Origin of the sequence: Nostoc sp. ATCC 53789 (assembly GCF_009873495.1) — a bacterium.
Classification (GTDB): Bacteria; Cyanobacteriota; Cyanobacteriia; order Cyanobacteriales; family Nostocaceae; genus Nostoc; species Nostoc muscorum_A.
Window position 1 is genome coordinate 144,117 of sequence record NZ_CP046703.1, and the last position, 13,342, is coordinate 157,458.

A 13,342-nucleotide genomic window follows, 5' to 3' on the forward strand; every position below is an offset into this window, starting at 1 on the left:
AAACAGCATTATGAGCGGCTTTGAAGCCAAGAATTTTTGGGAGCGATTAAATAATCTGGCATTAGTCCGCTTTTTGCTCTTAGTTGCTTCTGGCTGGGCAATTGTACAGCTTTTAGCTTACTTTGAAGCAGTCATTGTTATTTTTACATTTGCGGCAATTTTGGCTTTTTTACTCAGCTATCCCGTACAAGGGCTGCGGCGTTTTTTGCCCCACGGTGTAGCTGTTAGCTTAGTTTTCTTACTCAGTATTGTGATTATAGGCGGTCTGATAATTACCGTGGGCTTAACGGTTTTATCTCAAGGACAAGAATTAATTGATAGTATCACTGTGTTTTTAAATTCTTTAGCACCTTTATTAGAAGGACTAGAAGCATTTTTGCGAAGCCGTAATTTACAAATAGATTTAAGTTTTATTGAAGAACAATTGCGTAATCAAGCTGTATCAAGTCTTGTGACTAGTTTGGCTATTTTGCAAGGGTTCATGACGAATTTTGTGACTTTTATCTTGATTGCAGTTGTGGCTTTCTTCATGCTATTAGATGGAGACAAATTGTGGAATCTGATTTTAAAAATAGTCCCCAAACATCGCCGCAATAGATTTACAAATATAATCAGACGGTCTTTTTTGGGATTTTTTAGAGGACAGTTATTATTAAGTGCATTTCTCACAAGTACAACTTTTCTAGTTTTCTTAATATTAAAAGTACCTTTTGCTTTGATATTATCAATAATAGTTGGTTTTCTTGATATTATTCCTGGTATTGGAGCGACATTAGGAGTAAGCACAGTGACTTTGTTTGTGTTGTCTCAAGGTGTTTGGTTAGCATTGAAAGTCTTGATAGCTTGTATTGTCCTCCAGCAGATACAAGACAATTTGATTTCGCCTCGAATTATGCAAGATGCGCTGAATCTTAATCCTGTAGTGATATTTTTTGCTTTGCTAGTAGGTGCTAGAGTGGCAGGATTATTAGGTGTTTTTATATCTATTCCAATCGCAGGAGTAATTGTATCTTTATTTGAAATTGATGAAATGAAATCTGAAGTTTAGAGACGCGATTCATCGCGTCTGTACAAAAGGTGGAGTAGAAATGCGATGAATCGCGTCTGTAGTAATTAATGTAAAATAGTTTGTTAGCCAAGACAAATTGAAGAATGATGTCGGATTTAAAAGCGGAATTGACAGAAATTTTGGATGAGGCAGAGTGGGAGTGGCTAATTCCTCATGTACAACGAGATGCAGTAATTTTGGTAGCACCAGAGTTAAACTTGGTGGATGTTGGAGTAGCGATCGCCAGTGATAACATTCCATCAGTAGAACAGTGGATTGATAAGCAATTAATTACCAAACCCACAACAGTACAGGTGGGAGAATGGAATCTTGAGCGCAGTAAGCGATTTAATACTCTCATCGTTCAGCCTTACGTTTTGGTGAAGGAAATAGTCGCTGCTTAATAGGTTGTTTGAAAAGTGTTTTGCTGTGACTTTAGGCACTTTTAGATCCCCCTAAATCCCCCTTAACAAGGGGGACTTTGATTTTGATTCCCCCCTTTTTTAAGGGGGGTTAGGGGGGATCTAAAACTATTTGATACCGACAAGAGGACTTTTCAAACATCCTCTAAATTAGTTTCTGTATTGTTTTCAATGACAGTTTGTGTTATGGTAATTTCTCAGTAAAAATAGCTTGACGTGCCATTTATTACTTAGTGATTACCACACACTATCTGGCTGATTTGAATAAAGCGAAATTTTCTCCTTTAAGATTTAGCCATCTAGGAGCTAGAATTGTTACGATAATTTCAGATTAGATGTTGAAACCTTGATCGAATCTGAAACCTTAGAATTATTAGAATGGCATCGCCTTTGCCAGCACCTTGCCACCTTCGCGGCAACTAAGCTGGGGGCGACAGCTGCGCGTCATCTGAAAATACCCGATTCTCAGACCCAAAGCGAACAGTTGTTAGAGCAAACCAAAGAAGTCTACCAACTGGAAAGTCGCCTGACTACGGGACTGTCATTTGAGGGAATTCAAGATATTGGCGATTCCCTAGAACGGGCAGAACGCAGTGGAGTTTTGGCAGGAGAGGAACTGTTAGCGATCGCCACCACCCTCGCGGGTGCTAGAAGTTTGCGCCGTGTCATCGACAATCAGGAAGATTTGCCAATACTGACTGAGTTAGTTGCCGATTTACGGACTTATCCAGAACTAGAACAAGAAATTCACCGATGTATTGATGAACGGGCCCAGGTAACTGACCGCGCGAGTCAAAAACTGGGAGAAATTCGCACAGATTTGCGGCGATTACGCAGCCAAATTACCCAAAAGCTGCAAAATATCTTACAGGCAAAATCTGGGGCAGTTCAAGAACAGCTAATTACTCAACGCAGCGATCGCTTTGTCATTCCCGTAAAAGCACCGCAAAAAGATGCCATCCCCGGTATTGTTCACGACACATCTACTAGTGGCGCAACCCTTTACGTAGAACCGAATTCAGTAGTACCTCTAGGCAACCAACTGCGGCAAATCATCCGAAGAGAGCAAGCGGAAGAAGAAACGATTCGCCGCGTTTTGACGGAACAAGTCGCCGCAGTCAAACCAGATTTAGAGAGATTGTTAGCGATCGCCACCACTTTGGATATGGCAACCGCTAGATCCCGCTATAGTTTTTGGCTAGGAGCGAATCCCCCGCGATTTATCCAGCGTGAAGACAAGGAAATTATCACCTTACGGAACTTACGACATCCTTTGTTAGTGTGGCAACAACAACATGAACAAGGGCAACCAGTAGTTCCTGTAGATTTGCTGATAAATCCGCTAATTCGGGTTGTAACCATTACCGGGCCAAATACTGGCGGTAAAACTGTAACCTTAAAAACTTTGGGGTTAGCAGCATTGATGGCCAAAGTGGGTTTATTTGTCCCCGCCCGCGAACCAGTGGAAATTCCTTGGTTTGACAAAGTGCTGGCAGATATTGGCGATGAACAATCCTTACAGCAAAGTTTATCCACATTCTCTGGTCACATCCGCCGAATTAGTCGGATTTTAGAAGCATTGGGAAATGGGGAATCGGGAAGCGAAAATGGGGAAAAGGAAATACCCAACCCCCAATCGCTCGTTTTACTTGATGAAGTCGGCGCAGGAACCGATCCAGTTGAAGGAAGTGCCCTAGCGATCGCCTTGTTACAATATCTCGCTAACCATGCCCAGCTAACGATCGCCACTACTCACTTCGGGGAACTAAAAGCCCTGAAATACGAAGATGAGCGGTTTGAAAACGCCTCTGTAGAATTTGACGAAAGTACTCTCTCGCCTACTTACCGTCTGCTGTGGGGCATCCCCGGACGTTCTAACGCTCTGACAATTGCCCTGCGCCTGGGATTAAAACCAGAAGTGGTAGAAGAGGCGAAAATCCAAGTGGGAGAGGCCACAGATGAAGTCAACCAAGTGATTGCTGGCTTAGAAGCCCAACGCCGCCGCCAGGAAACCAAAGCAGCCGAAGCCCAAAGTTTGTTGCAGCAAGCGGAACGCTTATACAAAGAAGTATCCGCAAAAGCTGCAAGTTTGGAAGAGAGGGAAAGTAGTTTGCGGGCTTCACAGGAAATAGCAGTCCAACAAGCGATCGCCCAAGCAAAAGGTGAAATTGCCCAAGTGATTCGTCGCTTGCAGAAAGGTACGCCCACAGCGCAAGAAGCCCAGCAAGCCACCAATGCCTTGAATCAAATTGGCCAGCAATATCAGCCAGCAACCCCAGCAAAACCAAAAGCTGGGTTTATGCCCAAAGTAGGCGATCGCGTCCGCATTCCAAAATTAGGACAAATAGCAGATGTGATCACCGCCCCCGATGAAGATGGCGAGTTAAGCGTTCGCTTTGGGCTAATGAAGATGAACGTGAAGTTGCAAGACGTAGAATCTCTAGATGGTCAAAAACCCGAACCAGTCGTTAAAGCCAAACCAGCCCCAGCAGCAGTAAGCCCCCCACCGCCAGCTGTCCCAGAAATTCGGACTTCCAAAAATACCATCGATTTGCGTGGTAAACGGGTAGCTGATGCCGAATACATTTTAGATAAAGCCATTTCGGAAGCTACAGGCCCAGTCTGGATTATTCACGGGTACGGTACTGGGAAACTGCGACAAGGAGTTCACGCATTTTTGCAACAGCATCCCAGAGTGAACAACTACGAACCAGCAGAACAAGCAGATGGCGGCACTGGTGTTACCGTTGCTCACATAAAATAAAGAGCAAAAATGCTATGTTACTTGAACTCAATCAACTAATTGTTAGAGCCGGTCATCAGTTGTTGATTAAAGATGTCTCCTGGTCGGCATACAAACGCATTTTAGCAGAACTAGGAGACAATCGCAGTTCGCGGATAGGTTACAGTCAAGGGGTGCTAGAAATAATGGCTCCATTGCCAGAGCATGAAGTAGCTAAAGTTATTATTGGCGACTTGGTAAAAGTTTTATTAGAAGAACTCGATCTGGAATTTTGGAGTTTGGGTTCTACGACTTTTGATAAGGAAAGTATGGATGCTGGAGTAGAACCCGATGATTGTTTCTATATCAAAAATGAAGCTATAGTTAGGGGCAAAGATAGAATAAATTTAGAAATTGACCCACCGCCAGATTTGGCTATTGAAATTGATATTACCTCCCGTACTCGTTTCAATAATTATCAAAATTTGAGAGTACCGGAACTGTGGCGATGGAATGGAAGAAAACTGGAAATAAACGTGCTGTTCAATGGTAAATATATAGAATCAAATACCAGTTCTATTTTTACTAATCTCCCTATTCACCAAGTAATTCCCGAATATTTAATGCTAAGTAAAACCAATGGTAGAAATGCGACAATGAAAGGATTTCGTGCATGGATAAGGCAGCAAATTAATAGCCCGATTTAGTTGAAATCGTCTAAAATTAAAAATCGCAATAGTCTTTAGTACCTGTAATCTCTGCCCATCTCGCTGATAGTAATTTGGCATAGTCTAGGGGAAATAACCCATACGAACCCAAAGAATATCCATCATTTACTTCAACTAACAATGTTTCTCCTTTTTCGGTGCAACCAAAATCAATCGCATAACCGTTTGGAGCAGATTTATAAGCCTCTACTGCTTTTTCAATAACTCTATAATCAAAAGTGGCTCTCCAATCTCCCTTATAGATTCTCACGTCAATAATTTTCTGATACCTGACAAAACACCGCCATTCTGCAAGAAAATTTACAGGTTCAGAACACCAAACTTCAGTATCTTCAAACTCATCGCCACAACTAATTAAATCCTTAGTGCTTCGTACTAATCTACCTGTAAACTTTTTGGAAGCATAAGCAGGTTTAATAAAGATATTCCATTCTTCTGGATGACTGGCAATGTAATTAATTTTTGATTTCCAGATTTTTCTACCTAAGAATTCCTGTAATTCTGGTGGATAGTTAATTTCAACTGGACAAGTGATGTTTAATTTTTTGAGAGATGAATAGAACGCATCAATATATCCAACCACAACATTCTCTGGTTTTAAATCCGTAAAGGATTCTCCTTTAGTAAAAGAAATAATTTCCCAGCCCATTTTCCTGAAACTATCGTAGGCAATAAAAAAATTGATACTAGCAAATTCACCTTCAGAGTCTTTTTGGATATAAACTTTCATCAAAGAAATAATTCCTTAAACAAGATAATTTAAAGCATTTATTAAGCTATCTGACTTTTACCGTTAAGTCTCAAAAAGCTTATTCAGAATGGATTATGGAGAAAATGCAACATATATAGGGCGTATACTACCAACTAAGTTGGAGGAAATCAATAGGCCAACATCTTCAAATGCTAACTTTATCAAACTTTTAAGTTTGTCCTCAGTTTCATGGAGTTATCAATCGTCCTGTCGTGAATAGGACTTACGCAAAACTAAACGCGCTTAGGGGCAATTCATGAATTACCCCTACCTGAAAATCAGGGTTTCGGCTATTGTTTGCGTAAGTCCTGCTGAAATAACAGGCTGCACACAAGCGAAACTGGGGTGGGATCGTGGAAAGCAACAAGAAGTGCCTTTAGCAAACAGGCAAAAGATTTGTATAGTAATTATGTATACATTAAGAACAAGTAATAAACATCAAGAAATTTCAAAATCTCCAACCGCAAATAAATGTAGGAGGTATTCTACATAATTAGCAGTTAGCATTCAAAACAATAGTTTATTTATACTCTTGTACGGAATTAGCAGTGAAAGTCAGGTAAACCTTAATTAGAATTGATACTTTTCTACTTTGTTGAAAATAAATTTTCATCTAGAGTAGGACAAAGATACATGCTGTTTACCACATAGAAAAAATCTAGCTGAAGTCTCTGGCTCATAGCTATGGGAAACCAAGTTTGATGCTTGAGAGTCTGGTTTCAAAATGGGTAACAGCAACATCCCCTATCAGCTTGATCACCTATGCTAAAAGTTATGCACTCGGCCGCCAACTCAGCCACGCCAAATTCTCAGTGGGAGGATTTAATCAAGCTTCCAGCCCCAAACACAGTCCAATGGGATAATATCAAAACCCAATTAGACTTGGTGCTGTTGGCGCTAGAAACCTTAACTGGGATTGGTTCAGAGGCTATGCTTTCGGCGGCAACTGATCTGAATTTAGAGTCAAGAGTGCCAGACCGCGTAGCTTTATGGCGACTGCGCCAATCAAATCCCCTACGTAAAGGTCAAGGAGGGCGAAAAAAGCTAGATGTCGAAGAAGCGCGATCGCTTGTTCTGATCATCTGCTACTTAGCCAAACAGCACCAGGAATTGATTCGCCGCGCTGTCGGTCTGTTGGAACAAATGGCAGAAAATAACCGGGAACCTCACCAAGCTGCCTTACTTGGAGACTATATTGACGCTTTTTGCAACACCTACCAAGAGCGGATGGAAGAGGATGAGAAAATCTCAACAGATTTGCTTACCAACCTGGCACTAAAACTGCTTGTAGATTTACTTTTTTACAGCGCCCCTGGTGGACATCGCCGTCTCTGGCTAGCACTTATAGACGGTTCGACAAAATTTTAGATTTGAAATTTGAAATTCCTCAATCAAAATTTGCTTGTGATTTGTTTGCTAGATCGGGAAACTCTTTTGATCGTCATTAGCTCTTGAGCGATGCACTATCAGCAATGCTTCCTCCTAGTACAAGACTACATAACGAAAGAAACCTGACCAACTTCCTTCACTCAGAAGGAATCTACCGTTTCAACTTTTCTTTGCAAGCAACTGGCTTAACTTTTTGCAAAATCCCAAATAGTCTTCCTCGCAGTTCCTGCCATGCCTCTATCAAATTCTGTAATTCGTCGCTACACACCACCTACTTGCACGCTAGAAGTATTCGCCCAAAGCTCGCCTCTGTCCCGTTGGATGGGGAAAACTGTCCTTAAACACCTAAGTTTTGAACTACGCTTTGATGATCCCCGGCTCCCAGAAGAACACAGAGTTCCAATTCGGGGCGATCGCGAGCAACTTGAAGCTTTATGTGATGCAGTCACAAACTACGTACAGCAATTCCTTCAACAGTCTCCAGAAAGCTTTTGGGTAAGTTTCTCCGGTACCCAGGAATCAAGCACAGCAATGGGTGAGCCGGAATTAAAGTCCTCAACAAAAACATTAAATTCCTTTAGCACCCAGTTTCCTGGGGCAAATATCCGCTTAGAACCAAGCAGCTATTTAACTCACAACTTATTTCTCGGTTCTCTTACCAACCACTCATCTGGCCCCGTAATTAAACTCACTCTGCTGCAATTATTCGATTTGGCAAGTGCTTTAGATGAATACTCAACTGATGTTATGGCACTCCCAACTCTCAACAGCACGAGTTCGACTCTGAGGTTCCCTGCCTGGGCACCTGTTGCCGCAGTATTAGTGTTAGGTATAGGTTTCTTACCAGTTACTTGGCAATATGCTAACAGCATTAGGGGAAAGGAACAGCAGACAGCCAAAACATCAGATCCAGCAGCAGTAAAGACTGCCTTAGAACCTTCAACTTCACTAAACTTTCCTACGCCTGAACCTGGAATTATCCCTCCATCGGATAATTTGCTAGGTTCCACTCCTCCACTTTCCACATCTACTTTGCCCCAAGCACCTTTAACAGCCCCTAATTCTAGTTTTTCTGCACCGCAACCTCTATTTCCCAATAATGCACTGACAACAACTCAGAGCAAGACTGCAACCCTTCCTAGTAATCGAGCGATACCTTCTCTGCGAGACGCTACGCGTAGCTTGCTTCCACGAAGTGGTACGGCGAGCTTACCTAACTCACCATCAAGTAAAATTCCAGGACAGCAAATAGCCATAGTACCAAATCTTGCACAGAACCCTACAGGGTCAAATCCCCAACCTGGAACTCTCCCTCAGTTGCGAAATTTGCCACCCAGACTATCTTCTAACTCAGGCAGCTTACCAACTAATATCTCACCAGTTCTCCCTCCGTCTCTTGAGAGCATCCCCAATAATAATCGTGGCAATACCCCTGCACTAAACTCACAACAGCTAGACGAAAGAATCAATTCCCTACAGCAACCTTCTACTGGAGAAAAACCCGCTTCACAACTTCCTTCGTCTAGAACTGCGGAGAACAATCCATTCATCGACCAATTAGGAGATGCACGCAAAACCCCTAAATCCACAGAAGTGGCTACTGGTACATTATTTGATACACCTCAAGTAGCAGAAGCTAGAGAATACCTCAAAAAGCGTTGGCAACCACCTACTGGGCTAGGACAAACATTAGAGTACAGTCTGATAGTCAGTGTTGACGGCACAGTTGAACGAATTTTTCCTCTTAATAAGGCAGCAAGAGAATTCGTTGATAGCACTGGGATGCCTGAAGTTGGTAAACCTTTTGTTTCCGCCAATACACGCGGACAAGATGTCAGAATTCGAGTTGTTCTCAGTCCTGATGGTAAGGTACAGACTTTTCCAGATGAATAAGTAAATTAATCTATTTAATGCCACTTATAAAACTGGTACAAACTTTGTGCCAGTTTCTATTTACTTCAATTGCTCTTGAGCTTATCTTTTGGAGCCCAGTTACCAAACTGGTCTTACTATTGATAACAGTAAACCTACTAATGAATACAATCCTTTTAACAACACTTTTTCAACATTAAACTACAGATACAAGTCTGGAAACCCAGATAAAATATGATGCCTTTTACAGCAGCTTTCATGTATTTGAAGCACATCTGACGCAGAGGCATAGCAATGCTATACCCTAGCGCGTGGTCTATTTACCTGAAAATAGCTTTAATTACGAATTAGTATAAATCACTCATATCAAATATCAAAGTTAGGAAATATGCAAACAATTGGTACTCAAAAAGACAGTCCAGCTTGGGTTATTCAAACTTGGGCAGCTTTTGTGATTTCTATTTCTATGACCAGCTTCGGCATTGTAAACTTACCTGTAAATGGTTGGGTCAAGGGCTTTATGGGTATGGGTATGGCTTTCTCTGTTGGCTCAACTTTTACGTTGGCGAAAACTACTAGAGACTTGCATGAAAATAGAAGATTAACCGCTAGGTTAGACGAGGCTAAAGTAGAAAAATTACTTTCACAACACGATCCTCTAAATTTCAAATGAAGCCAACCATAACGATTTTGGATTAAAAGACTTTCCCAAAAAGCTGTCAGAAATTAACTATATTACGAAAAGCAAAAGGACTGGATATACCCAGTCCTTTATTATATTGATTTAATGTTTTTTGTTAATAACGAGATTTTTTTGTCTTTAACTTTTGCTTTTTACGCCGACGTTCGCTAGCAGCAACGGCCTGTTCTACCGGATAACCCACTACGGGAATTACTTGATATTTGCGCTCTGCTTCTAAGTTTTTCAATTCAGTGTAATCAACCCAGTGAATACAATCAACCGGGCAAGTATCAATTGCTTCTTGGATAATTTCTTCAGCGTCTCCATCTTGCCGAACCACGCGCGATCGCCCGTAATCTGGTTCAATATAAAAGGTGTTACGTGCAACATGAGCGCAATGTTTGCAACCAATACAGGTGATTTCATCAACATAAACACCATTTTGGCGTAGCAAACCGCCCAATTCCGGTTCTAAACCAGAACGTTCTGGGGCATCCCGTAAAAAACCCCCTAATTCTGGTTCCAAACCGGAACGGTTATCTTCTTGTTCTTCCGGCGACGGCAGAAAATCAGCCATTACGCACTCCAGCGCTGTACTACCAGGCGAATGGAACCATCTTCATTTTTTTGTTGTTCAGAGACTTGAAAACCAACACGAGCGGTTTCTTTCACAACTGTTTGGTAAGCATAGCGCTGTGTTACCTGGCGCAAAAATCCATCCACAGAAAGGTCTTGCTGCCAATATTGCAAATCAGCTACTAATTCATATTCCTTGCCATTCCATCTAAAGCCGATGTCATAGCCATTTTCCTGCTCAATACTAACTTCCGCAGGATGGGTTTGACCGCGATAGCCACGGACTTCGCGTGGGCCAGGTTTCCAGTCTACGCCCAATTCAGTCAAAGCATCTTTCAAAGAATCAAGGTTACGGATTTGAGTCTTAATTTGGCTAAAGTGTGACATGGTGGTTGTGAATTAATAACACTAAACTACTGTGAAAACTTACCACTCGCTGTAAGTGGTGTGCGTATTCGCCACATTAGATTGCTGCAACTTCGCGGCGAAATATTCTGAGGTTGGCTCATGATTAAGTACTTGCCCCAATTGTGCCTCTATTGCTGCTGTAACCTCAGCGCAAGAAGCACCCACAATACCAGTGACTTTCTCTTGTACCCGACCGTCTGGATAGATTATGAACTCTAATGTCTCCATGCTCTTGGCCAACCAGGATAAGTACGCTTAAATTGTACTGCCTTAGCAGAAGGCTATAAATATAGCCGTAGGAACATTTTTACTTAGATACAAACTTGCCATTTGTTAAATAATGTTCCATCTTTCAACATATATATCTCAGAATCTTTACAAAACTTATTAAACTTATAAGCAGTCACATCAGTATTTAGTTAGTCTCTCTTAACCTCATCGATTAGTCAAGGTAACAACCGAGCCTGCCAATTAAGCGGCAAAAGTCCTAAAAATAAGCATTAGACGTAGTATAGCCAGCTAGTTGAGTTACAAAAATATAAAAATTCTTGAAAAACTTTATCATTATGATCAAGTTTGCCCTATTCCCCCAGGGTTTTCTAAAAGATAGTAGCTATTATGAACGGCGTAGATCGCGCACCTGCACCAAAAACCAACCTGGTAAGTTAAGTGATCGCACTTTCAGGTATATGTATAAAAAAGATTGGTGATTATAAAATTTGCATCAATAACTATATCCAAATATACCTTTTCTCATATACTTTGAAGCGATCGCTTCAAAGTATGTTTGGATTTTTGATGCAACTTCGCGTGAAAATTTGCTCAAGCCTAAATCAATCAGCAAGAATTTCTGGTAAAAAAACTGATTTGCTTAGAGAACAAACAGGATAATGAAGCATAATTAACCTTTATAGCTAAAAGCTGTCAGCCATCAGCCACAAGCTGAGATGGTAAAGTTTGAAGGCTTGTGATTCAACTTCAGTAATTGACTATGAGTACAGCAAATATCTTGTCAGCGATACGTATAGGAGTACTAGGTTTCGGTGGACTCGGACAAGCCGCCGCCAAAGTACTTGCTGCTAAACAGGAAATGGTTTTAGTCGCAGCCGCAGATCAAAAAGGTTACGCTTATGCTGCTGAAGGTTTAAATACTCAAGAATGCATTGCAACCTATCAGTCCCAAGGTTCAGTAGGTTATTTGGAGCCAGTTGGTACATTAACAAATCAAAGTATTGAAGATGTAATTAAAATAGCTCAACCCGTGGATGGGTATTTTCTGGCTTTACCCAACCTACCAAACGATTTTATCCCCTCTGTAGCGAAAGAGTTTATTAAATCTGGTTGGCGTGGGGTGCTAGTGGATGCAATTAAGCGCACCACTGCTGTAGAACAATTACTGGCGATGAAAGAAGAACTACAAGCCGCCGGGATTACCTATATGACAGGCTGCGGTGCTACACCCGGATTGTTAACCGCCGCCGCCGCATTAGCAGCCCAAAGCTACGCCGAAATTCATCAAGTCGAAATTACCTTTGGAGTGGGAATTGCCAACTGGGAAGCTTACCGCGCCACTGTTCGGGAAGATATTGGGCATATCCCTGGTTACACAGTGGAAACCGCTAGGGCGATGACTGACGCAGAAGTAGAAGCACTACTAGATAAAACTAATGGCGTGCTTACCTTGAAGAATATGGAACACGCTGATGATGTGATGCTAGAGGTAGCGGGAATTTGCGATCGCGATCGCGTTACTGTTGGTGGTGTAGTCGATACTCGCAATCCGAAAAAGCCCCTCAGCACCAACGTTAAGGTAACAGGACGCACCTTTGAAGGTAAGATTTCCACCCATACCTTTACTCTAGGAGATGAAACCAGCATGGCAGCTAATGTCTGCGGCCCTGCCTTTGGCTATCTCAAAGCTGGTAGACAATTGCACCAACGTGGCATCTATGGAATATTCACTGCTGCTGAAATTATGCCCCAATTTGTGAGGTAATAATTAGGAGAGACGCGATTAATCGCGTCTGTACAGGTGTTAGGAGTTAAAAACTAAACTTGAGACTTAAAAATCTCTGGTTTTGTTTAAAAGTTGCAATTGAAAACTCTTAACTCCTAATTTTTTCTAAGCTGGTGGGATTTCTGGACAAAAAATATCTGTCACATCCTCTTCAAGCAGCAAATCTGGTGTTTGCATAATAAATGGAAGTTCCGCCCCTACGAGTCCTCGTTGGATACGTTCTAAAGTATCACTAAACACAACGAACAAAGGATATATAATATTAGCGCCCTCGCTCAAAATATGACTGTGACGGAGAGGCATTAACCATTCATAATCATTGTCCAGGAAAACTTGGGTTTGTCGCCAACGTCCTAACAAATCAGAAAAGTCCTCGTGAGCGCGATGAATAAAGACTAAAATTTCGGCTCCAGTTTTGATCTTCCACTCTGGATCGCACATCAAAATTGCTACATCACAGGGTAAGCAGATTGTTTGTGGAGTTGTTGTCGCAGTATTGCGAAGACGGACAATTGGCAAGGGAATAGTGATAACACTTTCATCTGGACGGCGCAGACTGGGAATCATCTCTAAGTATGGCCGATATTGCTTTAGTAAGGCGATCGCAGCTAGATGATTGCTGTACTCTGCCAAACTCGCTTCGTAGTAAGATTTTTGCACAGTCATAGTTTATTAAATAGTGAGGACTTAGGAGTTAGGAGTTAAGAATAAAATTAATCAGTTAGGA

The 13,342-nt window shown here is 41.7% G+C and carries 13 protein-coding genes; 8 read left to right on the forward strand and 5 right to left on the reverse strand.

Annotation, left to right across the window (positions count from 1 at the left end):
• Positions 1 to 10 precede the first annotated feature (10 nt).
• The 4 genes from GJB62_RS00505 to GJB62_RS00520 all read left to right on the forward strand — a co-directional run bounded on the left by GJB62_RS00505 (position 11) and on the right by GJB62_RS00520 (position 4,899).
• A complete protein-coding gene (locus GJB62_RS00505; RefSeq protein ID WP_114080358.1) occupies positions 11 to 1,048 on the forward strand; it encodes an AI-2E family transporter in 1,038 nt (345 codons plus the stop codon).
• 107 nt (positions 1,049 to 1,155) lie between these two features.
• Entirely contained in the window at positions 1,156 to 1,452 is a 297-nt protein-coding gene (locus tag GJB62_RS00510) for a DUF2288 domain-containing protein (RefSeq protein ID WP_114080217.1), read from the forward strand.
• Positions 1,453 to 1,816: 364 nt separating this feature from the next.
• Positions 1,817 to 4,234, forward strand: coding sequence for an endonuclease MutS2 (locus tag GJB62_RS00515; protein ID WP_114080216.1), 2,418 nt, complete (start codon positions 1,817 to 1,819; stop codon positions 4,232 to 4,234).
• Between the two features lie 14 nt (positions 4,235 to 4,248).
• On the forward strand, positions 4,249 to 4,899 hold the full coding sequence (locus tag GJB62_RS00520; RefSeq protein WP_114080215.1) for a Uma2 family endonuclease: 651 nt from the start codon (positions 4,249 to 4,251) through the stop codon (positions 4,897 to 4,899).
• Between the two features lie 16 nt (positions 4,900 to 4,915).
• On the opposite strand, the gene GJB62_RS00525 is transcribed toward GJB62_RS00520, so the two are convergent.
• Positions 4,916 to 5,650 (reverse strand): ATP-grasp domain-containing protein, encoded by a 735-nt coding sequence (locus GJB62_RS00525; RefSeq protein ID WP_114080214.1) that lies wholly within the window; start codon positions 5,648 to 5,650, stop codon positions 4,916 to 4,918.
• 783 nt (positions 5,651 to 6,433) lie between these two features.
• On the opposite strand from GJB62_RS00525, the gene GJB62_RS00530 reads away from it, so the two are divergent.
• The 3 genes from GJB62_RS00530 to GJB62_RS00540 all read left to right on the forward strand — a co-directional run bounded on the left by GJB62_RS00530 (position 6,434) and on the right by GJB62_RS00540 (position 9,605).
• Positions 6,434 to 7,039 carry a DUF3038 domain-containing protein gene (locus GJB62_RS00530; protein ID WP_114080213.1) on the forward strand — a complete coding sequence of 202 codons (606 nt, stop codon included), beginning with the start codon at positions 6,434 to 6,436 and terminating at the stop codon, positions 7,037 to 7,039.
• Between the two features lie 252 nt (positions 7,040 to 7,291).
• Positions 7,292 to 8,953 (forward strand): DUF4335 domain-containing protein, encoded by a 1,662-nt coding sequence (locus tag GJB62_RS00535; RefSeq protein WP_114080212.1) that lies wholly within the window; start codon positions 7,292 to 7,294, stop codon positions 8,951 to 8,953.
• 367 nt (positions 8,954 to 9,320) lie between these two features.
• Positions 9,321 to 9,605, forward strand: a complete 285-nt coding sequence (locus tag GJB62_RS00540; RefSeq protein ID WP_114080211.1) for a YiaA/YiaB family inner membrane protein — start codon at positions 9,321 to 9,323, stop codon at positions 9,603 to 9,605.
• A gap of 124 nt (positions 9,606 to 9,729) precedes the next feature.
• Here GJB62_RS00540 and GJB62_RS00545 read toward each other — a convergent pair whose 3' ends face one another.
• The 3 genes from GJB62_RS00545 to GJB62_RS00555 are packed head-to-tail and all read right to left on the reverse strand — an operon-like array spanning position 9,730 to position 10,826.
• On the reverse strand, positions 9,730 to 10,191 hold the full coding sequence (locus tag GJB62_RS00545) for a ferredoxin (protein ID WP_114080210.1): 462 nt from the start codon (positions 10,189 to 10,191) through the stop codon (positions 9,730 to 9,732).
• The gene (locus tag GJB62_RS00550) at positions 10,191 to 10,577 is read right to left on the reverse strand and encodes a DUF1257 domain-containing protein (protein ID WP_012406942.1); all 387 of its coding nucleotides are present in this window, start codon (positions 10,575 to 10,577) and stop codon (positions 10,191 to 10,193) included. The genes GJB62_RS00545 and GJB62_RS00550 overlap by 1 nt, the downstream gene beginning before the upstream one ends.
• 39 nt (positions 10,578 to 10,616) lie before the next feature.
• Positions 10,617 to 10,826 (reverse strand): DUF2997 domain-containing protein, encoded by a 210-nt coding sequence (locus GJB62_RS00555; protein ID WP_114080209.1) that lies wholly within the window; start codon positions 10,824 to 10,826, stop codon positions 10,617 to 10,619.
• A gap of 763 nt (positions 10,827 to 11,589) precedes the next feature.
• Between GJB62_RS00555 and GJB62_RS00560 the strand changes: the two genes are divergently transcribed.
• Complete coding sequence (locus GJB62_RS00560; RefSeq protein WP_114080208.1) at positions 11,590 to 12,594, forward strand: saccharopine dehydrogenase-like oxidoreductase; 1,005 nt, start codon at positions 11,590 to 11,592, stop codon at positions 12,592 to 12,594.
• Positions 12,595 to 12,720: 126 nt separating this feature from the next.
• Here GJB62_RS00560 and GJB62_RS00565 read toward each other — a convergent pair whose 3' ends face one another.
• A complete protein-coding gene (locus tag GJB62_RS00565) occupies positions 12,721 to 13,281 on the reverse strand; it encodes a hypothetical protein (RefSeq protein ID WP_114080207.1) in 561 nt (186 codons plus the stop codon).
• Between the last annotated feature and the right edge of the window lie 61 nt (positions 13,282 to 13,342).